The organism is Citrobacter sp. MGH100 (assembly GCF_001034465.1).
In the GTDB taxonomy this organism is placed as follows: Bacteria; Pseudomonadota; Gammaproteobacteria; order Enterobacterales; family Enterobacteriaceae; genus Citrobacter; species Citrobacter youngae.
On sequence record NZ_KQ089800.1, the window covers coordinates 689,101 to 711,353 of the forward strand.

General features: G+C 47.9%; 23 protein-coding genes and 2 pseudogenes. 19 read left to right on the forward strand and 6 right to left on the reverse strand.

Going from position 1 to position 22,253, the window contains the following annotated elements; translation table 11 throughout:
• Nucleotides 1-22 precede the first annotated feature (22 nt).
• The 8 genes and pseudogenes from SK32_RS26580 (at nt 23) to SK32_RS03275 (ending at nt 7,003) form a co-directional block, all read left to right on the forward strand.
• Complete coding sequence (locus SK32_RS26580; RefSeq protein ID WP_326924490.1) at nt 23-718, forward strand: phage major capsid protein; 696 nt, start codon at nt 23-25, stop codon at nt 716-718.
• Nucleotides 718-1,143, forward strand: a complete 426-nt coding sequence (locus SK32_RS03250) for a phage GP46 family protein (RefSeq protein ID WP_048211326.1) — start codon at nt 718-720, stop codon at nt 1,141-1,143. The genes SK32_RS26580 and SK32_RS03250 overlap by 1 nt, the downstream gene beginning before the upstream one ends.
• Nucleotides 1,130-2,071: pseudogene (locus SK32_RS03255) on the forward strand (baseplate J/gp47 family protein); the annotation flags it as partial. The gene SK32_RS03250 and the pseudogene SK32_RS03255, both read left to right, overlap by 14 nt.
• Nucleotides 2,072-2,329: 258 nt before the next feature.
• On the forward strand, nt 2,330-3,448 hold the full coding sequence (locus SK32_RS03260) for a hypothetical protein (RefSeq protein ID WP_048211327.1): 1,119 nt from the start codon (nt 2,330-2,332) through the stop codon (nt 3,446-3,448).
• Nucleotides 3,449-3,772: 324 nt separating this feature from the next.
• Nucleotides 3,773-3,892: pseudogene (locus SK32_RS26365) on the forward strand (hypothetical protein); the annotation flags it as partial.
• Between the two features lie 221 nt (nt 3,893-4,113).
• Nucleotides 4,114-4,923 carry a putative phage abortive infection protein gene (locus SK32_RS03270; protein WP_048211329.1) on the forward strand — a complete coding sequence of 270 codons (810 nt, stop codon included), beginning with the start codon at nt 4,114-4,116 and terminating at the stop codon, nt 4,921-4,923.
• Between the two features lie 1,133 nt (nt 4,924-6,056).
• Nucleotides 6,057-6,200 (forward strand): hypothetical protein, encoded by a 144-nt coding sequence (locus tag SK32_RS25905; protein WP_156182745.1) that lies wholly within the window; start codon nt 6,057-6,059, stop codon nt 6,198-6,200.
• Between the two features lie 332 nt (nt 6,201-6,532).
• Entirely contained in the window at nt 6,533-7,003 is a 471-nt protein-coding gene (locus tag SK32_RS03275; RefSeq protein ID WP_048211330.1) for an SRPBCC family protein, read from the forward strand.
• Nucleotides 7,004-7,124: 121 nt separating this feature from the next.
• On the opposite strand, the gene SK32_RS03280 is transcribed toward SK32_RS03275, so the two are convergent.
• On the reverse strand, nt 7,125-8,144 hold the full coding sequence (locus SK32_RS03280) for a patatin-like phospholipase family protein (protein WP_048211331.1): 1,020 nt from the start codon (nt 8,142-8,144) through the stop codon (nt 7,125-7,127).
• Between the two features lie 320 nt (nt 8,145-8,464).
• Here SK32_RS03280 and SK32_RS03285 point away from each other — a divergent pair, with 320 nt between their 5' ends.
• The 4 genes from SK32_RS03285 (at nt 8,465) to SK32_RS03300 (ending at nt 11,092) form a co-directional block, all read left to right on the forward strand.
• Nucleotides 8,465-9,607 (forward strand): transglutaminase-like domain-containing protein, encoded by a 1,143-nt coding sequence (locus tag SK32_RS03285; RefSeq protein WP_048211332.1) that lies wholly within the window; start codon nt 8,465-8,467, stop codon nt 9,605-9,607.
• Nucleotides 9,585-9,941 carry a mercuric transporter MerT family protein gene (locus SK32_RS03290; RefSeq protein ID WP_048211333.1) on the forward strand — a complete coding sequence of 119 codons (357 nt, stop codon included), beginning with the start codon at nt 9,585-9,587 and terminating at the stop codon, nt 9,939-9,941. The genes SK32_RS03285 and SK32_RS03290 overlap by 23 nt, the downstream gene beginning before the upstream one ends.
• Nucleotides 9,938-10,219 (forward strand): heavy-metal-associated domain-containing protein, encoded by a 282-nt coding sequence (locus SK32_RS03295; protein ID WP_048211334.1) that lies wholly within the window; start codon nt 9,938-9,940, stop codon nt 10,217-10,219. The genes SK32_RS03290 and SK32_RS03295 overlap by 4 nt, the downstream gene beginning before the upstream one ends.
• Nucleotides 10,220-10,426: 207 nt before the next feature.
• Entirely contained in the window at nt 10,427-11,092 is a 666-nt protein-coding gene (locus tag SK32_RS03300; protein WP_048211335.1) for a YecA/YgfB family protein, read from the forward strand.
• Between the two features lie 26 nt (nt 11,093-11,118).
• Here SK32_RS03300 and tyrP read toward each other — a convergent pair whose 3' ends face one another.
• Complete coding sequence (gene tyrP, locus SK32_RS03305; RefSeq protein WP_048211336.1) at nt 11,119-12,330, reverse strand: tyrosine transporter TyrP; 1,212 nt, start codon at nt 12,328-12,330, stop codon at nt 11,119-11,121.
• A gap of 234 nt (nt 12,331-12,564) precedes the next feature.
• On the opposite strand from tyrP, the gene SK32_RS03310 reads away from it, so the two are divergent.
• The gene (locus tag SK32_RS03310; RefSeq protein WP_048211337.1) at nt 12,565-12,804 is read left to right on the forward strand and encodes a YecH family metal-binding protein; all 240 of its coding nucleotides are present in this window, start codon (nt 12,565-12,567) and stop codon (nt 12,802-12,804) included.
• 45 nt (nt 12,805-12,849) lie between these two features.
• Here the strand turns inward: SK32_RS03310 and ftnA are convergent, their stop codons facing one another.
• Together ftnA and yecR are read right to left on the reverse strand one after the other, a co-directional pair.
• The gene (gene ftnA / locus SK32_RS03315; protein WP_005127719.1) at nt 12,850-13,347 is read right to left on the reverse strand and encodes a non-heme ferritin; all 498 of its coding nucleotides are present in this window, start codon (nt 13,345-13,347) and stop codon (nt 12,850-12,852) included.
• A gap of 192 nt (nt 13,348-13,539) precedes the next feature.
• Nucleotides 13,540-13,875, reverse strand: coding sequence for a YecR family lipoprotein (yecR, locus tag SK32_RS03320; protein WP_048211338.1), 336 nt, complete (start codon nt 13,873-13,875; stop codon nt 13,540-13,542).
• A gap of 269 nt (nt 13,876-14,144) precedes the next feature.
• Here yecR and SK32_RS03325 point away from each other — a divergent pair, with 269 nt between their 5' ends.
• Entirely contained in the window at nt 14,145-14,783 is a 639-nt protein-coding gene (locus SK32_RS03325) for an RpiB/LacA/LacB family sugar-phosphate isomerase (RefSeq protein WP_005127717.1), read from the forward strand.
• A gap of 33 nt (nt 14,784-14,816) precedes the next feature.
• Here the strand turns inward: SK32_RS03325 and SK32_RS03330 are convergent, their stop codons facing one another.
• On the reverse strand, nt 14,817-16,238 hold the full coding sequence (locus SK32_RS03330; RefSeq protein WP_048211339.1) for an MFS transporter: 1,422 nt from the start codon (nt 16,236-16,238) through the stop codon (nt 14,817-14,819).
• Nucleotides 16,239-16,369: 131 nt separating this feature from the next.
• Here SK32_RS03330 and SK32_RS03335 point away from each other — a divergent pair, with 131 nt between their 5' ends.
• A complete protein-coding gene (locus tag SK32_RS03335) occupies nt 16,370-16,621 on the forward strand; it encodes a DUF2766 family protein (RefSeq protein WP_005127709.1) in 252 nt (83 codons plus the stop codon).
• A gap of 80 nt (nt 16,622-16,701) precedes the next feature.
• Here the strand turns inward: SK32_RS03335 and SK32_RS03340 are convergent, their stop codons facing one another.
• The gene (locus SK32_RS03340) at nt 16,702-17,205 is read right to left on the reverse strand and encodes a non-heme ferritin-like protein (RefSeq protein ID WP_048211340.1); all 504 of its coding nucleotides are present in this window, start codon (nt 17,203-17,205) and stop codon (nt 16,702-16,704) included.
• Between the two features lie 546 nt (nt 17,206-17,751).
• Between SK32_RS03340 and SK32_RS03345 the strand changes: the two genes are divergently transcribed.
• From SK32_RS03345 to araH, 4 genes are all read left to right on the forward strand, one after another.
• The gene (locus SK32_RS03345; RefSeq protein WP_048211341.1) at nt 17,752-18,309 is read left to right on the forward strand and encodes a DJ-1/PfpI family protein; all 558 of its coding nucleotides are present in this window, start codon (nt 17,752-17,754) and stop codon (nt 18,307-18,309) included.
• A 318-nt stretch (nt 18,310-18,627) separates the two neighbouring features.
• A complete protein-coding gene (locus SK32_RS03350; RefSeq protein WP_005127705.1) occupies nt 18,628-19,617 on the forward strand; it encodes an arabinose ABC transporter substrate-binding protein in 990 nt (329 codons plus the stop codon).
• Nucleotides 19,618-19,722: 105 nt separating this feature from the next.
• Nucleotides 19,723-21,237, forward strand: coding sequence for an arabinose ABC transporter ATP-binding protein AraG (gene araG, locus SK32_RS03355; RefSeq protein ID WP_048211342.1), 1,515 nt, complete (start codon nt 19,723-19,725; stop codon nt 21,235-21,237).
• A gap of 14 nt (nt 21,238-21,251) precedes the next feature.
• Nucleotides 21,252-22,238 (forward strand): arabinose ABC transporter permease AraH, encoded by a 987-nt coding sequence (araH, locus tag SK32_RS03360; protein ID WP_048211343.1) that lies wholly within the window; start codon nt 21,252-21,254, stop codon nt 22,236-22,238.
• Nucleotides 22,239-22,253: the final 15 nt, after the last annotated feature.

Consider the following 22,253-nt stretch of genomic DNA (forward strand, 5'->3'; position numbering starts at 1 on the left):
CACTGGTGCTCACCTTGATGGCATCGTTCCTCAGGCCTCAGCTTTCGCTGCGGCGTTTGCTGTTGCACAGCAGAACGGTATTGATGATCTGCGCCTTGCGATGCTGCAGGCGCAACTGGCCCGCTTCCCGGCTTCCGGTCACGTTCTGCACTTCATTGACTGGGCGAAGATTGAACTGACTAAAGACAGCCTGGGTCGTTATATCCTGGCGAACCCTGCGGCACTGACGGGACCGACACTTTGGGGACTGCCGGTTGTTGCCACTGAAGCTGCTGCCTTCCAGGGTAAATTCCTGACAGGCGCGTTCAACGCTGGAGCGCAGATCTTCGACCGTGAAGATGCGAACGTGGTCATCTCCACAGAGAACGCCGACGACTTCGAGAAAAACATGATTTCGATCCGCTGTGAAGAACGTCTGGCGCTGGCGGTCAAACGTCCGGAGGCTTTCATCTATGGAACCTTCATCTACGATGACCAGGGGCAGTCAGCCACGCTGACACGCGCCGGGATTGTTGTTGATGGTGGTGGTAAGGTGATTACGTTCAAAAATGCGCCAAAAGCCCGTTTTGAAATGGATCTGGACGTTACCGGCCAGATCAAAGACCTCTGTGATACTTCTGGCCAGACAATGTCGGCGATGCGTGTTGCCTACAACGGGCACAAGCATAAAGAGAACGGCAACACCACTGATGTGCCTGATACGAAAATGGAGGCGTGATGGAACTCTGGCTTACGGTAAACGGAAAACAGGTTAGCGCCAGTTCTCAGCTTGACCCGCTCACCCGCGCTGTAGTGATTTCTTTATTCACTCACCGTCGCGCCGATCCTGATGATAACGCTGATGTACCGATGGGGTGGTGGGGTGATACCTGGCCGGTTGTCGCGAACGACCGTTATGGTTCGAAATTGTGGCTACTCCAGCGGAGCAAGCTCACTAATGCCCTGGTGAATACCGTGCGTAACTATCTGCGTGAAGCTCTTCAGTGGATGCAGGATGACGGTGTGGTATCTCGTATCGACATTGATATCCAGCGAACCGGTATTAATGATCTGGGGAATACGATCGTCCTCTGGTGCCGGGATGGTCCGGTAACGATTTCTTTTAACGACCTGTGGAGTGTGATCACCAATGGCGGACAGTGAATTTCAGCGGCCAACGCTGGCCGAAAACATCAGTATGATCCGCGCCGACCTTTTTGCACGCCTTGACATCAATGATGAACTTCGTCGCATGGATGAAGATGTCAGGGCCAGGGTTTATGCGGGGGCGCTGCACACGGTTTATGGCTATATCGATTATCTGGCGATGAATATGCTGCCTGACCTGTGCGATGAGTCATGGCTTTATCGGCATGCGGCGATGAAACGCTGCCCGAGAAAAGAGGCCGTGTCCGCATCAGGTTTTATGCGCTGGGATGGCGTAACGAACGGGCTCAAGGTGAGTGCAGGATCGGTAATTCAGCGTGACGACCTCGTCCAGTACATCGCTCAGGCAGACGCAACGAGTGCCGGTGGCGTGCTTCGTGTACCCGTTGTCTGCAGCATGACAGGTATGACCGGAAATATGGATGATGGTGAGGCGCTCTCACTGGTTACGCCGGTTAACGGACTTCCTTCCGGCGGCATGGCCGATACGATCGCTGGCGGTTTTGATATTGAAGACCTTGATGTCTGGCGTGCCCGTGTCCTGGAACGCTACTACTGGACCCCGCAAGGCGGCGCTGACGGAGATTATGTTGTCTGGGCAAAAGAAGTACCCGGCGTAACACGCGCGTGGACTTACCGGCACTGGATGGGGACGGGAACGGTTGGCGTTATGATAGCCAGTAGCGACCTGATTAACCCGATTCTTGATGATGCAACAGTTGCTGCGGCTCAGGCACATATTGAACCGTTGGCACCCGTAGCGGGTTCAGACCTCTATGTATTTAAGGGGACGCCAAAAACGGTCAACTACACCATTGACCTGAACCCGGATACTCCTGAAATACGCGCCGCAGTAGAGGCCGAGCTTCGTTCATTCCTGCTGCGTGACGGCTATCCGGAAGGGACGCTTGAACTGTCCTGTATAAAGTCATGGTGAGAAAGTTTTAAACTCCGGAGTATGAGTTTAAGGTCCTTATGATGTTGCTGAAGACTGCAATGCGTTAAGAGTATGCGTTTCAATGATTTTACTAATATTTTATTGGTTTTCTGATAAGGGCCCACTTTTCGATATATTGCTATTAAATAAAATAAAGAGTAATCTGATTGCTATGTTTGTATGGTTTTGTCCTCGTTTTTGCCAAACCTTATTATTTAATAAACGCTAGTCTTTGGAGACTCTTTAATGAGTAATAAAACAATAGCAGATTTACTGGCCTTCAAAACAAACTTATTCGAAGTGTTGATTATAGCAATTTTCCTTACTTTGGGGGTGAATTTTTTTTCATCAGGGATTGCTGGGTATTTTAACCTCTCATTTCCTAATTTAATTTTTTTTGGTAGCCTGCTTATATTTATAGGGTTAGTGGTTTTTTTACGAAATTCCCATCCCATTGTTAGTGGTAAATATGATTACGAAGGTGTGATCTGCATAGAAAAAAACACTAAAGAATTACTAGAAATTGAAGGTTATAACTTCGCGGAGGAAGTAAGTGGTTATATAAAAGCCCTTTGCGCTGAGAATAATGCGCTTCATAAAATATGGACTAATGAATCTTTGGGACCAAGTTTTTCTTTTGCCAAAAATAAAGCAATCAGTGGAGTAAGACCAAAGGCAAACGATCTACTAACGGAAGCCATGGAATACTATGTCCTTGATCTTCTATCTATGCATCTAAGTGGCCATTTTGACAATAATCCATTATTTTCAGAAGAAAATTTAGTCACTTTAGAAAGAGAACACATTCCGGATATTTTATTAAAAAATAGATACATTGATATGTTCTCAAGACCAATGGAAGAACGCGAAAAATTTATCGATTATGATTCTAATCCGTCCAATGGAAAAGTAATTTATGCAACTGGTAAGGACGGTGCAATTTTTGAAAATTTCGAAATGGTACTACCGAAAGGAAGTTCCATTATTCGAGAAGAAGATACCTCTATTAGTATAATTACCAAGAGATTTAAACTTAGATTTCGACCAATATTTAGTGGGTGCAATAGTGTTTTGCCAAGAAGATTTACTGAGCTATATATGGGAAAGACGTTCAATTCAATATCTATTTTTGATGCACAATTAAAAATTTCTGTTGATTTTTCTTTTAGGTCTTTACTTACGTCTAAAGGGTGGGAATACTATTGGTGGCTTGACTCTTTTTTAGGGGAGTTAGAGGAATCCTTTTCAAAGAATAATTTTTTATCCAAAATCTCATGGCATCAAAATGCGGCAATGAATATTATCGCAGAAAACCGTAGAAAATCACAAGTTGATAGTTTCTCAAGCAATCAGCACAGAATTTAAATAGGCAATGTAAAGGTAACAAAAGAATAGTGTTGGAGTGGGACTTAGTTTTGTACTTAAATACAATAGTTAAGTCCGCTCCTCACTCATAACTGTCCGAAGACCCTGATGTCTATTCAAGGCAGGTTGGTCTATAATTCACGCTATAAAGTACTAGCCAAAGCAAAATCAAGTAGTTTCAAAGCTGAATAGATACCTTTCCCCAAAACTGTAAACATCGTTTAGATAATCAATGACTTACAAATAGAAGTTACAGGGCATCAGCGATAGTTTGAAAACATTATTATTTTATATTTTTCAATATATTAGTGTGAATTCGACTATGTAATGCTGCGCCGCACGCACAGGTTCGAAGTTGCAGACCTGGTCGTCAAAAGGATTGAAAGCTCGAATGCCCTGAAGGTCGTGGCATATGACTTCGAACGTCTGATGGAAGGCGTTTGAGGGGGGCACTGGATGGTGTCGAACTATTGGGAGTCGGGACGTTCCTCATAACCGCGTTGAGGATGATAATTGTCCGATGATCTGACATTCTTTAACGTTGGGATAGTTCTTTGGCTTTATCCCAATATTTTGTGTTGGAGAAGACCTTGCAATTCATAAGTTATGTTGAAGGACCTTCTCTTTTATGATAACTTTCTCTTCAAATAATAAGGAGATATTGAATGTCTAGAGATATGAAATTTGCCATTTTGGCAGGGATTGGTGCTGTAACTTGTATTATTGCATACGGTGTTTTTCTGATAATTATACTATCTCCTATAACACAATACTCAATAACAAATGCAGGGGTTTTCGGCGATAGCTTTGGTGTTTTAACCTCCCTCTTTTCTGCATTAGCTTTTGCTGGGGTAGCTTTAACAATAGCTATTCAAAAAGATGTTTTTAAACAGCAAGGAGAAGAGATTAAAATACAGAGAAAAGAGGCTGAGGATGCTAGGAAAGAAATTATTAAGCAAGGGTTTGAAAATTCATTCTTTCAAATGCTAAAAATTCACAATCAAATATTAAATGATATATATCAAGAGCATCTTATTTTGGCAGGCACAACCCGAACACTTCGCGGTCGAGAATTAATGCATGTTATGATAGATAAATTAGAAGATATTTTCAGGAGTCGTGGTGTGGATGAAAAGTCTAACGCTGAAAAAATTAGCGACTCATATGATAGATTTTATCTTAATGAAGGTTACCAACTTGCTCATTACTTTAGGTTTTTATACAACATATTGCGTTTTTTATCAGAGCATGAAATGGATAACAAAGACCTCTACGCCAAACTAATCAGGGCTCAGATATCGAATCAAGAATTGTATCTAATATATTACAACTCTTTTACTGAAAGAGGAAAAAACTTCAAGAAGTATATGATTGAGTTTCAGTTAATGGATAACTTACCGCCTTCAGAGTTGGCTACTGACGAGCATGCATACTTGATACCTAATGTAGGTTTCAAATTCCCTAAAATAAAATGATTTATATAAAAGATTTAATAATAACCCGCAAATAATTGCGGGTGCTGAAGTGAACTTCATAAATTGCACTGACGGTATAGTTAAATGATACGTTGCGTGCCTATGCTAAACCACCCACTACAGATTGTTCGTTTACGATTGTAACTAATGCTGAGATAGAAAATGACGTTGTATCATTTGAAGACGTTCTGCTGATGCCAAAAGGGTTCTGGTAGATACCCTCGAATCCATCCCTCAAAGTTTTGTAGTCAGAAGGTTGGGCATATAAGTGTGTAATGCTTAAGACATCATTCTGTATTCTAGCCGAAATAGATAAAGCCATTAAGTTACCCATCCGAACAGATGAAATGGAACGTCCTGAATCAACCCTTCGACAATCATCCCACCCACGAGTAGATTTACCCCGTAATTCGGGAAGTACGCCGCCCATATGAAAAGCGCCAAATTTCGGGAACATTAATATATTAAAGTCGGCATCGCCAGATTTCAGCCCCCTCTCTGGCGTCGTCGGAGGGGTCATGGCACCGGTACGACGACGGATAGCGCGGAACCATCTCCTAAACCTAAAAAAATGATGAGAAAATAACATTTATGATTTACATAACTCGCTGAAAAAACCGAGTACAAACAATAAACAATTTTCTCAATATCGAAGGTGATTTTATGAGTTTTATATAGATCAGGACGGTCTCGAAAACCGTTCCTAAGTTAGAAAAAATCTTCGCCATTATGAATTTTTGTAAATCCTAACTGATTGATAAATCTGATTATTGAATAGCGTATTAATGGCGAAAAAATCACGTATTTGTCTGATAAACATCAATAACACGTGTGATTTAAAATCCCTCGGCGTTCGCGCTGTGTAGGTTCAAGTCCCACTCCGGGTACCATGGGAAAGAACAGAATAATCAAAGCAATAAGCAGTGTCGTGAAACCACCTACGGGTGGTTTTTTTGTGCCTGAAACTTACTGACAGCTAATAGCGTGCGTCACAATACCCACCAATAAAGCAAAACCGCCAAAACGGCCCAGTCACCAACATGATTTAGCCCATTCGCTTATCGGCGAATAGGCGTGCTCAGCATAAACCCTCCCCGGGCCGGGTTGTTCATGAACCCATCACGGGCGGGGTTATGGTTCTGAAAACCGCTCATTATGAGGGGATCGTTAATGCCATCCTCAATCGCAAAGGGTCTGTGGATCCGGCTACGGGCTCTGAGCGTAAACGCAAAATCATCCGCGCCGCCAATCACGATAACGCCATTGCCGGCAGCTAACGCAGCACTCAATTCTTGCTCTCGTTGAGCCTGACGTTGCAATGTGCCGGCTGCAACAGATGAAGACGTCAACAGCAGTAGTGCAAGGACGGCGCATGAAAATACCCGTGGCAGTTTCATGATAAATACTCATAAATAATGTGGCTATTAAAGTATAGCGTTTAATGGCGCTCTAATCCGGGCGGTAAAACCATTTTCTGGCGGCTGAGGCGGTGATTCTGGAGGGCCTGGCTGTATTAAGCACTATAATAAAAACAGCTCACAGGTGATTATGCCTGTTCGTAGCACAGGCAGGTGCCGCAGATTTTTCACCCCATAGGGGAGAGAAGGCGATGACTGACTATCAGTTTTCCACAGTCTGGCGGGTTGAGGCTTCACTGCAGGATGTCTGGGATGTTTTCTCCCACCCGGATCAGTGGCCAGAATGGTGGAGAAGCCTTGAGCGTGTTGTTGAGATCAAGAAAGGCGATATACAGGGGATCGGAGCGTTGCATCGTTACACCTGGAAGGGTGTACTTCCGTATCGTTTAACCTTTGATATCAATGTATTAAATATTATGCAGTACTCTCTTCTTGAAGGTGCTGCCAGCGGCGAGGTTGAAGGGCGCGGGGTATGGTCTTTTATTGATACCGGTAAGGAGACGATTGTCAGGTACGACTGGAATGTACGAACCACGATTCGTTGGATGAATATACTTGCCCCACTGGCGGCGCCGGTATTTCGCTGGAACCACGATACGGTAATGCGCGAGGGAGCGAAGGGATTAGCCCGTAAACTTGGCACCCATGTGTATATATTTTGATTCAGAACCTATCCCATCAGGGCTATTTTGCTTGCCATTTCGCCGCTGGGCAGTGCTCAAACTGTTTGCGCCAATGACGTCTGCCAGGATAGGTTCTAGTTCTCTGTTCTCAGGGGCTGTTTTATCCCTGAAAGTTAAAAATCCCGCCGTTGCTAACTAACAATGCAGCAATTTCATTTAACGTCTTGTCGAATTCCGCTGCATTTTGCAGTCCTGCGTTATGCAGCCGTTCTAAATTCTCTCGCGATGCGTTATCCAGCGTTGGATCGGCACCATATAATTCGGGTTGAAGCCTGTAATATTTTGCGTTTTTTACCGTTGAGGCGATTTGTTGTAAATAGTAGGCAGTCATCTGCGGACCGCCTTCGAGCGCGATATCGATAGCGGGTTTCGCCCAGCCAAAGGGTCCCCAGTCTTTAACCTCTGAATATGAATAACCCTGCAGCTTTTTACCGGTACCCAGAGAGACAATGATCATGTCTTTGATGCCAGCGACGTTTGAAAACTTAATCGCCTCGGAATAGGCACACAGTGCTGGATCGTTCGCCACGACACCACCATCGACCAGGACATACTTTTGCGGCAATGGGGGAAGTGAGTAAATACGCGCTGCTTCGAAGTACGTCGGTGCTGCGGAGGTACCACGTAAAACATCTCTGACCAAAAAATCCCTTTTTTTGGCTACGGCAGAGTGTTGTTTGAAGATCACAGGAAGACGACTGCTGACATCATAAGCAACAAAGCAGGTTGGTTTTAATAATTCACTCAGTTTCGTATCACCGAAGGCTGTTTTTAATACTCGCTCCAGTTCTGTTGCCGAGTATTTTTCATCACTGACACCGCCTAATGAAGTGATGTTTTTCCAAATGCCGACGTCAAAAATCTCATCGCCGTCCTGAAGATAGAAGTTGACGGCTTCCTGTGCGGAAAATTTGGGGTTTCCTGTCGCGTCGGGACACACATAGGCAGAACAGAGGATGGCACCAGTACTGGTGCCTGCAACTAAATCGAAATAATCAGCGATTCTTGCTGTTGGCTTTTTTGCTTTTTCTTGTAACTTTTTCTCCAGTGCGACTAATAGCATACCTGGCAGGATGCCTCTGATGCCACCGCCATCAATAGACAGTATTCTCATCGCCATTTTGACTTCCCCTCAGTGTATGAAACATGAAAGCGGAGGACTACATGTGGAAGTGCCTGCGTTTAAATATAGACAGGTTTTCGGCGGTCTTTCCTTAATGAGAATGAGGGATCTTCATGCCGCCATTACTGTACTTTCTCGCCGGTAAGTGGCTTAATGGCGACCACGTAGTTTCTTATTTCATTCACAGTTAACAGGTCTGTTATTGATGAATAACCTCCATCGACTCGCCTTTTTATGGAAGCGTCTGTCTGCTGTGATGATCGCCTACGGTTTGTTATTCAGCCGCCGCTCAACTCTCATAACATGGACAGACAGCAATGCAACGTCGACAATTTCTCAAAAATAGCGTTCTCCTTTCCGCCGCCGGTATAGTCGGCCCTTCGATTGTTAGCCGCACGGTCCAGGCTGCTGAGCCTGCAATCATGCCTGTGGCACGTCGGCGCTTTGTGCTATCGCAAACGTATAAGCTCAACCCACCAAAGGGGTCGAATGGTGTCGTGAAGTTGTGGATCCCTTTGCCGGTCGATACCGCATTCCAGCAAATGACGAATCTTGCTTTTAGCGGCAATTATAAACAGGCGTACGTCACAACCAACAATGCTTATGGCGCGAAAACGTTGTTTGCCAGTTGGCCTGACTCGCAGGGAGAACTGCTGATCAAGGTTGATCTCGACATTGAGACAGCCGATTGGGAACCACTGCAACATGACGCGCTAAAAAACTGGCAAGCACCGGAACAGATTACGTATCCGCTGGATGCAAAACCGTATCTGCTGCCAACAACGCACACACCGATTGATGGGCAGGTCCTGGAAACGGCGCGTAAAATTACCGGTAATGAACAAGATCCGCTGAAAAAAGCTCGCCTGATATACGAGTGGGTGAGCAGTCATATGGAGCGTGATAATGACGTTATCGGCTGCGGAACCGGGGATGTCGCGGAGATTTTGAAAAGCGGAAAGCTCAAGGGCAAATGCACCGACATGAGCTCAGTTTTTGTCGCCCTGGCCCGAGCCAGCGGCATTCCTGCACGTGAATTGTTCGGGATTCGTCTGGGGAAAGCAAACAAGCTGGAGCGCTACTCAAAAAGCGCATTTGGCAAAGCCGACAGTGCAGGTGTTGCTGATGTTAGCGGGGGACAGCACTGCCGTGCGGAGTTCTACCTGGCGGGTTACGGTTGGTTACCATGCGATCCGGCCGATGTAACCAAAATGCGTCTGGCGGAGAAAAAAACGCATCAGGATGCGGACGTCCAGGCAGTGAATACCTATCTGTTTGGCAACTGGGAAATGAACTGGGTTGGCTTCAACTATGGTCGTGATTTTGAACTGTACCCGGCTACTGAGCAGGGAGCGATGAACAACTTTGGTTATCCTTATGCTGAAGTTGACGGTGACCCCATCAATTTCTATGACCCGAAAGCGTTCTCTTACCACTATGTCGCAACAGAACAACGCTAAAGGGGCGGGATTGACCCTGCTGACGGCCGCCGCGGCTGCCGTCACGGCTGGCTTATGTTGCGTCGGACCGCTACTGTATCTGCTGTTTGGTATTTCGGCGGCGAGCTTTGCCGTGTTCACTCAGTTTGAGTTTCTGCGCGTTCCTCTGATGTTGCTGTCCTTAGGGCTATTATTACGCGTTTTCTGGCGACTCTACTTTTCTAAAAAGCTATGGTGTTCCGGATGGCTGTCCCTGAAGCAAGCGCGCGTTCTTTACTGGTGTGCGTTGGCGCTGATTCTGCCCGTGTTGTTTTACCCCACGATCGTGGCCTGGTTTTATGAGGTGTTTGAGTGAAGATTATTACGTTAATCGCATGTTTGCTGTTGCCATTGTGGACTCAGGCTGCCAATCAGAAAGTGGTGCTGGATATCCAAAATATGACCTGCTCGTTATGTGTCATTTCGGTCAATCAGGCGTTACGTGAAACTGATGGGGTGATTAAAGCCAAATCTTCGCTCAAGACCCGGCAGGCAGAGGCTATCGTCCCGGAGGGATTTTCTACGGATACGCTACTTAACGCGGTGGCGAAAACGGGATATACCGCAACGTTGAACCGTATTGAGCCACAATAAACCACCTTCGGGTGGTTTTGTTCTGTTTTCCGCGTATGATGCCCCGCGGCTGATGCTCCCTTTTGTGCGTTAACTACCGGAATTCCCCTCGTTTCCTGTTAACCTGAATTGGCGGTACCTGTAAGCCGCTCATGCCCATTTGGATCTGCTATCCCACCAGCCATGTAAGATAATCATAGGCAAGAATTTTTACTAAGGAAAAGCGTTATGAAAACGGGACCACTAAACGAGAGCGAGCTGGAATGGCTGGATGATGTGCTGACTAAGTACAATACGGACAAGTCTATTCTGGATGTGTCAGAGCTGGATGGCTTACTGACGGCGGTGCTCAGTTCACCGTATGAGATCGAGCCGGAGCAGTGGCTGGTCGCTATATGGGGCGGTGCACAGTATGTTCCGCGCTGGTCCTCCGAAAAAGAAATGGCGCGTTTTATGAATCTGGCGTTCCAGCATATGGCGGATACGGCCGATCGTCTGGATGAGTTCCCGGAGCAGTTTGAACCGCTGTTCGGCCTGCGTGAAATTGAAGAGCATGAGCTGACTATCGTTGAAGAGTGGTGCTTTGGTTATATGCGAGGCGTCGCGTTGTCGGATTGGTCAACGCTACCTGATTCACTGAAACCCGCTCTCGATGCTATTGCGCTACACGGGACAGAAGAAAACTTCGAGGTGGTAGAGAAACTGACGCCAGAGGCATTTGAAGCGAGCGTCGATGCCATTCGTCTGGCGGCTCTGGATCTGCACGCTTACTGGATGGCGCATCCTCAGGAAACGCCAGTCAAAGTACCGGTGAAAGTGGATGCCAAAGTGGGGCGCAACGACCCATGCCCGTGCGGCAGTGGTAAAAAATATAAACAGTGCTGCCTGCATTAAGAGAGAGGGGCGTAAGCCCCTTTGTTTTAACCCACTTCTGGTAGTAATCCTGCTGCAATAGAAAACTGCACTGCTATCACCACGATACCGCAAATAAAGACCAGCGCCAGCGCTGGCGTGCCACCCACTACGCGGTAGTTTGCCTGTGGATTGTGCTTTCTGCTCCGCCAGGCCAGCATGGAGGGGATCAACAGAGCCAAAACGGCCAGAGCAACGCCTGCATATCCCAGCGCCATGACAAAACCTCGCGGATAGAAAAGAGCAAATGCCAGCGGTGGCAGGAACGTCACGACGCCAGTTTGCATTCTGCCGGCCACACTATTACGGCGTTGAAAGAGATCTGCCAGGTAATCAAATAACCCCAGTGCGACACCGAGGAAAGAGGTTGCCAGTGCGAGGTCGGCAAACAGATGCACCGCCAGTTCGACGTGCGGCGAAGCCACGACTTCACGTAATGCCTGTAACAAACCGTTTAAGCCAGCGTGATTGGCTAAAAGTCCCATAAATGTTGACGAGTTAATGCTACCGAGCGTGGCCAGTTGCCAGAAAATATAGGCTACTAACGGGATGGCGCTACCGCTGATAAACACCCAGCGCAGTTTACGGATGTTGCCGTTCATATAGCTGACGATGCTGGGCACGCTACCGTGAAAACCAAATGAGGTAAAAATAACCGGGATCGCGGAAAGCGCCAGGCCTTGTTGAAGCGGCAGGGTAAGCAAGTTCACCTTATGAATATGCGGCATCAACAGCGCGAGCATTACCACCAGGAAGATGATTTTGGCGCTGAACAACAGACGATTGAATAAATCAACCAGTGAAGTCCCGACGCATACCACGCCACCGGCAACAAAGGTGAACAGCAATACGCCTGTGGTGGGCGAGATGCTGGTTCCGGTCCAGTCGCTGATGCTGGAGGCCAGCAGCTCGCCTGCACCACTGATGTAGGCGGCGGTCAGGGCATACATCAAGAACATCATGCTAAAGCCCGTTACCCACTGCCCGTATCGACCCAGATAGCGTTTTGCCAGTGTGCCAAGCCCGGTGTCTGCCGGTACATGCTGGTACACTTCAAGTAGCAACAGCGCGGTGTAGCACATCAGGGCCCATAACCCAACCAACAACACCAGCGTGACGCTAAACCCCACGCCTGCCGCCGCCAGCGGCATTGCCAACATACCGGCACCAATCGTGGTTCCCGCCACGATAAAAATACTACCCAGGGTTCTGTTTTTCACGCTTTCCTCTGTCCCAGAGATAATCAACGGTTATATCTGCGGCGCAGGTTAAGGCATAACGTTATTTTCGTCAAATCACCGTTACAAGTGCTGTATATTAATGTTTACAGATGTTTGGGGCTTAAGATGTATTAAAAATGATATTTATCTGCTCTCTGCCCGCATAAACCTGCGTTAGCGCAAAGCAGCGTTGTACGGTTCACATTAGGCTACGGGCTTTATTGAGGAGGTAGTATGGAATCTATTCACGGTCACGAGGTGCTCAACATGATGATTGAATCTGGTGAGCAGTATTCACATGCCAGCCTTGAGGCGGCAATTACCGCGCGTTTTGGTGAGCAGGCACGTTTTCACACCTGTTCAGCAGAAAGCATGACGGCGGGTGAGCTGGTCGCGTTTTTAGCGGCGAAGGGGAAGTTTATTGCCAAAGAAGACGGCTTCTCTACGCATGAAAGCAAGATCTGCCGTCACTAAGATTCTCGAATAACGGTGGCAAACAGCCACCGTTACCCAACAACATTAATTCTGTGTATCAAGGGTTGCCAGTTCTTTATCGATGAAATAAAGACCTTCGCCACTTTTACCGGCCAGCGATAACTTATCGATGACAGATTTAAATAACTTCTCTTCTTCATGCTGCTCAGCAACATACCATTGCAGGAAATTAAAGGTCGGATAATCCTGGTGGGTCATTGCCGCATGCGCCAGTTCATTAATTTTCTGCGTGATCAATTGTTCGTGCTCATAGGTTACACGGAACAGCTCATCCAGGGACGCATATTCTGCAAACGGTGAAGAAACAGTATTAATACGCGGCAGGCTGCCGGTATCCGTCAGGTAATCGAACAGACGCTGCATGTGCGTCATTTCTTCCTGGGCGTGGCGACGCAGAAACGCGGCGGCACCTTCGAAGCTGTGATAGCTGCACCACGCACTCATCTGTTGGTAGAGCAGGGATGAATATAATTCAAGATTCATTTGCTCATTCAGTTTGTCGATCATTTCTGTTTTCAGCATGGTTCTGCTCCACGAACGTTATTATATATTGACGTGGCGCCACTATAATTTGTTATTTAATTATTTGCAAAAGGTAAAATAATAAATTTATTTATTAAAAATGCGAATGGGAATAAAACGCATTAACGCTATTAAATTGATGATATAAATAAAAATAGAATAGATGACCAGCAGATGTGCTGGTCGGAATGATTAATAATGGAAAGTGGAAGTTTGTGGTACGGCAACACCGTGACACTGCCAGGACAGCGTGATTTTGGTATTCAAACACAGAGAACCCGCATAAACGCTGCAGGTCGCAACCGGCTGGCCAAATCCGACTGCACTGGCATAACCCATGCGCTGACATGCTTTTGTCGCCGTTCCCTGAGCAACATAATCGTCTGTACGTGCTGTTTGTAGCATGGCCTGGTTGTAAGTCAGACGAACCACGCCGGTAATGCTGCTGGCTTCGCTGACCTGAGCCTGTCTGGTGATGGTACATCCCGTCAGCATGAGCGGTAAGAGGGCAAGAATAAAGGTCTTCATGAAATCGCTCTGAAAAATCGGTGATACGCTATCCTGACATACATCACGGCTAGTCAATGGCCTGAATAGCCAGAAGATCACCTGCGATTAATCACAACGACACCCTGTTTATGAGTTAAATCTGAAGGCTGGTGCAAAAACCGTGAGCATCTCGATATTTTATGAAACTTAATTTCATAAAATTTGAAAGCTGATTTGCTAAATAGTAATGTGACTGAAATGTCATGAGTTACGGCGGAACCTCCGCGACGCATTCAGGAGAATACACAATGAAAATTGCACTGATGATGGAAAACAGCCAGGCAAGCAAAAACGCGATCATTCACCATGAGCTTAAGTCTGTCGCGGATGAAAAAGGTTTTCCTGTGTTCAATGTCGGGATGAGCGACGAAAACGATCACCATCTGACTTACATCCATTTAGGGATCATGGCCAGCATTCTGCTCAATTCAAAAGCGATTGATTTCGTTGTCACGGGCTGCGGTACGGGTCAGGGGGCAATGATGTCACTGAATATTCACCCAGGCGTGGTGTGTGGCTACTGCCTTGATCCCGCGGATGCGTTCCTGTTTGCGCAGATAAACAACGGTAATGCGCTCTCGCTGGCCTTTGCGAAAGGGTTTGGCTGGGGGGCTGAATTGAACGTCCGGTATATGTTTGAAAAAGCGTTTACCGGTCGTAATGGTGAAGGTTATCCGCCGGAGCGTAAAGACCCGCAGGTGCGTAATGCGGGGATTTTAAACCAGGTGAAAGCGGCAGTAGTAAAAGAAAATTATCTTGATACCCTGCGCGCTATCGATCCTGAACTGGTGAAAACCGCCGTTTCCGGCCCACGTTTCCAGCAGTGTTTCTTTGAAAACTGCCAGGATAAAGCGATTGAAGCCTTTGTCCGTGAAGTTATTGGCTAAACCCGGTTGGCCCGATGGCGTGAACTATCGGGCTTATCGACGCTTATTTGACACTGCGCTTCCCGCATCGCGGGTAAGTCGCAGGGTATCAACCATTCCTATCAGGCAAATCATGGCGATAGCGACGAATGCCAGCCGGAAACTGATGCCGGGTATTGCACCCAGTGACAACCATTCACTCACTTGATCCCCGATACGGATCCCGATAGCCGCCAACGAAATCCCTAATCCAACAGCCAGTTGCGTCGCTGTACTAAACAGCGTATTGGCATAGCTCATCTGCGATGCAGGAACATCCGCAAATGCCAACGTGCTGACACCGGTAAACTGAATTGAGCGAAAAACGCCGCCCAGATACAGCACCAGTAAAATTACCCATACGGGAGTTTGCGGCGTGATCAGCGCACACGCCAATAGCGCCAGCACATTAAGCGCACCGTTTATCAACAGCAGTTTTTTAAAGCCTAACCAGCGTATTAACGGCGTAGTAGCGGGTTTAATCGTCAGGTTGCCAACAAACACGGCCAACACCAGCGAACCGGCATGGAAAGCATTCATACCAAACCCAACCTGAAACATCAGTGGCAACAGAAAGGGTACCGCACTGATAGAGGCACGAAACAGCGAGCCTCCGTACATCGTGACACGAAATGTAGGCACACGCATGGCATCCAGACGAATCATTGGCCACGCGGATTGGCGAAAATGGTGCAGGGCAAACAGGAACGTGGCTATTCCAAGTGCCAGAAGTCCCGCGGTTAACCAGCCCTGCGGCTGTTGGGTTCCCAGCAGTTCCATCGCATATACCAGACTGACCATCGCGACCGATGTGGCAATAAAACCGGGAAAATCGAACGGGCGTCGCTCGTCATCATGAATATCCGGGATAAAACGCAGCGCCAGCGCAATCGCCAGCAACCCCAGCGGCACATTAATGAAGAAGATCCAGCGCCAGTTGGCGTAACTGGTAATAAATCCGCCCAGGGGGGGGCCAATTATTGGGGCCACTAAGGCAGGCCAGGTCAGGGTGGCGATTGCGGTGATTAACTGGTGTTTAGGCGTGGTACGCAGAACGGCGAGGCGGCCGACCGGCACCATCAGTGCCCCCCCGACACCCTGTAAAATGCGCATTGCCACAAAGCCTTCAATGCTGGTGGCGAGTCCACATAAGACTGAGGCGAAGGTAAAGATCGCCAGTGCCAGGGTAAATACTTTTCGGGCACCAAAACGATCGGCAATCCAGCCACTGGCAGGGATGAGAACCGCCAGCGTAATCAGATAAGCACTGATGCCGATGTTCAGATCAACGGCCTGCACGCCGAAACTTTTTGCCATATCGGGCAGGGCCGTCGCAATCACCGTGCCATCGATGAACTCCATAAAGAAGGCCCCGGCGACCAGTAGTGCAGCCGGAGAAAGACCCCGCTTATTCTCAACCGCTAAATGTTCACTCATGTTGTGCTTGCCATCTCAAACGAAATTAACTGGGTCTGTTTTTTTATTTTCAGCGCGGTTGTACTGCTTGCACCGCTACCGTTTCGAGCGCTGAATAGGTACTATGACGACCTTTCTATAAGGAGCTCACTATGTCCCAAACACTGAATGCCGATCAGGAACTGCTCTCGGACGTTGTTGCCTGCCAGTTGGTTATCAAGCAAATTCTGGATGTTATTGATGTTATTGCCCCGGTAGAAGTTCGGGAAAAAATGTCCAGTCAACTGAAAAGCATCGACTTTTCCAGCCATCCCGCGGGCGCTGATCCCGTTACGATGCGCGCAATTCAAAAAGCGGTTGCGTTGATCGAGCTGAAATTCACTCCGCAGAATGAGTCTCACTAAAATAAACCGTTGTTTCAGGTTTTAGAAAGGTTTTTTTACGCCTCTCAGAACGGGAGGCGCAGATTTGTCGCGATCGGATATCAGTGATGTTGGTAGTTTACGACGTTTAGCAAATGCTTATCCGTTTGCGCCATACACAGCCCAGCACGTTTAGCGCTACGAACTTCATCAAGAATCGTTTGTAGCAGCACGCCATCCTGCTGCTGTTCTTTTTCCAGATCATGAAGAAAATCAACGGTTGGTGCGTCGTTCAACGCTTCTGCTTCATCCGTCAGACGTGACAGCGTACGAGAACGCTGCTGATAATCTTCCAGCGTTTTCTGAAACAGCTCTTCAAGGGACGTTAGGTCATCACCGGGAACATCGATGGCTTTGACGATGGGGTTAGCCCCTGCGTTTTTCATAAAATTAAACATACGCATCATTTGCGTCACGTTACCCTGCGCCTGAGTGCGCAGAAACGTCGCGGTGCCTGTCAGGCTGTGTTCGTAGCACCATTCACTGAGATGGAGGTAGAGATTCGATGCGTAAAACTCAAGGTTCATTTGCGTGTTGAGTTTGTGCACAATTCCAACTGCAGCCATATCAATATCCTTATTTCCAGAAAAGAGAAGTACGTCACCAACGCCAGTACAACGGGCTGCCGTTGCACTTCACATCTACGTACGAGTAATACTGTTAGCAGAATAAATCCGTTCCGCCGGTCCTTTAGATGATCGCGAATTATATCCGCTTCCGATCGTGAATCAGCATAGCGCGTGCCTGGTATCAAGAAAATCCTTAAAACCACCTATTTATGTTTTTTTACATATTGGCATAACAATATGTTTAGCCATGCCGTTTTTGTATATAAGCGATATGAATATAATTATCTGATTTATAATGTATTTATGTAAAATAAAGACAGTGAAATGCCGTTTCAAGTCTCAAAATTAAATTTCAGGCCGCGGTATTCTATGACGTCTGGTGATTATCACCGCTGGTTTTGATGCGAACTTCCCGGTGAAGTGATGTGTCTGGAAATTATCTGCAACCTAATTTCTTGCGCCAGATCAGTTTTAATAAATTTAACGGAATGAATTATTCGGCATTTGTTGTTGGATATCGGTGGATAAATCGAGGAGTTGTATATGAAGAAGGTGGCGGTGTTGCTGGCACCCGGTTTTGAAGAGGCTGAAGCCATTGTTACTATTGATATTCTACGTCGCCTGCAAATTGAGGTTGAGACGCTGGCCTGCGCTGAGTCTCGTGCGGTGGTGAGCTATCATGACGTGCCGATGGTGACCGACAGTACGCTGGAGGCCCGTCGGGATGCCTTCTACGACGCGATCGTGTTGCCAGGGGGACCACAGGGTAGCGTAAATCTTGCCGCCAGCGCTGCAGTCGTTCAGTTTGTCGCTCGTCATGACGATGCAGGAAAACTGATTTGCCCGGTTTGTTCGGCAGCCGCGCGGGTGCTGGCGGGTAATGGGTTGCTGAAAGGACGGCGCTACGTGTGTTCAGGTGAGCTGTGGCAAACCATCACCGACGGCGAGTATGTCGATGCGCCTGTTGTTGAAGATGGCAATCTTATCAGTGGCAAAGGGCTGGGCCATATTTTTGATTTTGCGTTTACGCTTTCTGCGCGTCTGTTAGAAGACGATATCCCTGTTCGCGATCACGCTGACCATATTTATTACCCCTGGTAATCATTGGACTCCCGGATGTTTCGATATTCGGGAACAAGGATTCACTGGCTGATGTTATGGATTAATCTGCTATTTCTCATTTTCCCTATTCTGAAAATTGAGTTTTTTTATGTCATTTCCCGCTGAATTTATGTACGCAACTACTGTAATTCCAGGGTGTGATGCCGCTCTCTTATGGAGAATCAATTTCCCGCTAAAAATACTCTCAGCACTGGCATTGATCTTATCAATAAAAGGTAATGCCTTGTTTTACGTCCGGATTACAAAAAATCGTTTGATTTTACCCTACATAAAAGAACGTTAAAGCTGGAGTTAACCATGCACAAATTCACTAAAGCGCTGGCGGCCATTGGTCTGGCTGCCATTATGTCACAATCCGCTATCGCTGAATCCATGAAGCTCGGTTTCCTGGTCAAACAACCGGAAGAGCCCTGGTTCCAGACAGAGTGGAAGTTTGCTGATAAAGCCGGTAAAGACCTTGGGTTTGAGGTGATTAAAATTGCCGTTCCAGACGGCGAGAAAACCCTGAATGCTATCGACAGCCTGGCGGCAAGCGGGGCAAAAGGATTTGTAATTTGTACGCCGGACCCAAAACTTGGGCCTGCTATTATGGCAAAGGCGCGTGGCTATGACATGAAAGTCATCGCGGTTGACGATCAGTTCGCCAATGCGAAAGGTAAGCCGATGGATACTGTGCCATTGGTGATGATGGCAGCAACCAAAATTGGTGAACGCCAGGGCCAGGAACTGTACAAAGAAATGCAGAAACGTGGCTGGGATGTGAAATCTTCCGCTGTAATGGCGATTACCGCAAACGAACTGGATACCGCGCGCCGTCGTACATCGGGTTCGATGGAAGCGCTTAAAGCTGCAGGCTTCCCGGAAAAACAGATCTACCAGGTCCCAACCAAATCGAATGATATCCCGGGCGCATTCGACGCCGCAAACTCCATGCTGGTGCAACATCCTGAAGTTAAACACTGGCTGATTGTCGGTATGAACGACAACACTGTGCTGGGTGGCGTGCGTGCTACCGAAGGGCAGGGGTTTAAAGCTGCAAACGTGATTGGTATCGGTATTAACGGTGTTGATGCAATTAGCGAACTCTCCAAAGCGGAAGCCACCGGATTCTACGGTTCACTGCTACCTAGCCCGGACGTTCACGGTTATAAATCCAGTGAAATGCTCTACAACTGGGTCACCAAAGGCGCAGAACCGCCGGTGTTTACTGAAGTTACCGATGTGGTGTTGATTACCCGCGACAACTTCAAAGAAGAACTGGCGAAAAAAGGCTTAGGCGGCAAATAACTCAACTGCCGTAAAACGATCTTATCCGGCCTACAAATAACGCCCTTAGTAGGCCGGATGAGGCTACGCCGCCATCCGGCAACCGTTTAGATCCACGGAGACGTTATGCAACAGTCTACCCCGTATCTCTCATTTCGCGGCATCGGCAAAACCTTCCCTGGCGTAAAAGCGCTAACGGATATTAGTTTCGACTGCTATGCCGGTCAGGTGCATGCACTGATGGGTGAAAATGGCGCAGGGAAATCAACATTATTAAAAATTCTCAGCGGTAACTACGCGCCAACCACGGGATCTATAGCGATCCGCGGACAGGAAGTTTCGTTTGCGGACACAACCACTGCGCTGAATGCCGGTGTCGCCATTATTTACCAGGAATTGCATCTGGTGCCGGAAATGACCGTCGCCGAGAACATCTATTTAGGTCAGCTTCCGCATAAGGGTGGGATTGTGAACCGCTCGTTGTTGAACTACGAGGCGGGGCTGCAGTTAAAGCATCTGGGAATGGATATCGATCCTGATATTCCGTTGAAGTATCTCTCCATCGGTCAGTGGCAAATGGTGGAGATTGCTAAGGCGCTGGCGCGTAATGCCAAGATTATCGCTTTTGATGAACCCACCAGCTCTCTTTCCGCCAGGGAGATTGACAATCTGTTTCGCGTAATTCGTGAGCTACGCAATGAGGGCCGCATCATTCTGTACGTTTCCCACCGCATGGAGGAGATTTTCGCCCTCAGCGATGCCATAACGGTGTTTAAGGATGGCCAGTACGTCAAAACGTTTACGGATATGCAGCAGGTTGATCACGACGCACTGGTACAGGCGATGGTGGGGCGTGATCTTGGGGACATCTATGGCTGGAAAGCCAGACCTTATGGCGCGGAGCGTCTGCGTCTGCATGAGGTAAAAGCGCCAGGCGTGCGCACTCCGATCAGCTTATCGGTGCGTAGCGGCGAAATCGTCGGACTGTTCGGCCTGGTTGGTGCCGGACGTAGCGAATTAATGAAAGGTCTGTTTGGCGGGACGCGTATCACACAGGGCCAGGTGTTTATTGACGAACAAGCGATAGATATCCGCAAACCCAGTCACGCCATTGAAGCAGGCATGATGCTGTGTCCGGAGGATCGCAAAGCCGAAGGGATCATCCCGGTCCATTCGGTACGCAACAACATCAATATTAGTGCGCGCCGTAAACATGTTACGGGGGGATGTCTGATCAACAACGGCTGGGAAGAGACCAATGCTGACCATCATATCCGTTCACTCAACATTAAAACGCCGGGTGCAGAGCAACTGATCATGAACCTCTCTGGCGGTAATCAGCAAAAGGCCATTCTGGGGCGTTGGTTATCGGAAGAGATGAAAGTGATTTTGCTGGATGAGCCCACCCGCGGCATTGATGTTGGAGCGAAACATGAAATTTATAACGTGATTTATGCCCTGGCTGCGCGCGGTGTTGCCGTGCTGTTTGCCTCCAGTGACCTGCCGGAAGTTCTTGGTGTCGCCGACCGCATTGTGGTGATGAGAGAAGGTGAGATCGCAGGTGAATTACTTCATGAACAGGCGGATGAACGCCAGGCGTTGAGCCTTGCTATGCCTAAAGTCAGCCAGGCAGTCGCCTGAATAAGGAGAATATGATGTCTTCCGTTTCTACATCGGGTTCAGGCGCTGCGAAGTCGGCGCTAAATCTTGGCCGAATTTGGGATCAGTACGGGATGCTGGTGGTGTTTGCCGTGTTGTTCCTGGTTTGCGCTATTTTTGTGCCAAACTTTGCGACGTTCATCAACATGAAGGGGCTGGGACTGGCGGTATCTATGTCGGGTATGGTTGCGTGCGGGATGTTATTTTGCCTGGCATCCGGCGATTTTGACCTCTCGGTAGCGTCCGTTATTGCCTGCGCAGGGGTGACGACGGCAGTGGTCATTAATATGACCGAAAGCCTGTGGATTGGCGTGGCGGCAGGGTTGTTGCTCGGCGTTCTGTGCGGTCTGGTGAATGGTTTCGTGATTGCACGCTTAAAAATTAACGCGTTGATCACGACGCTCGCCACCATGCAAATTGTTCGTGGTCTGGCCTACATTATCTCCGACGGTAAAGCTGTGGGAATCGAAGACGAGCGCTTCTTTACGCTTGGCTATGCCAACTGGTTAGGACTGCCGGCACCGATCTGGTTAACCGTGGGCTGTTTTATTATTTTTGGCCTGCTGTTGAATAAAACCACGTTTGGTCGTAATACGCTGGCGATTGGGGGCAATGAGGAAGCGGCTCGTCTGGCTGGGGTGCCGGTCGTTCGCACTAAGATTATTATCTTTATTCTCTCCGGTCTGGTATCCGCCGTGGCGGGGATTATCCTGGCATCACGTATGACCAGCGGCCAGCCAATGACCTCTATCGGCTATGAGCTGATCGTGATTTCTGCCTGTGTGTTAGGGGGCGTTTCGCTCAAAGGCGGTATCGGAAAAATCTCATATGTCGTCGCAGGGGTGTTGATTCTGGGGACGGTCGAGAACGCGATGAACCTGCTGAATATCTCTCCATTCGCACAGTATGTGGTACGAGGTTTGATCCTGCTGGCGGCGGTGATCTTCGACCGCTACAAACAAAAAGCTAAGCGTACTGTTTGATGATTTAAATCCCAA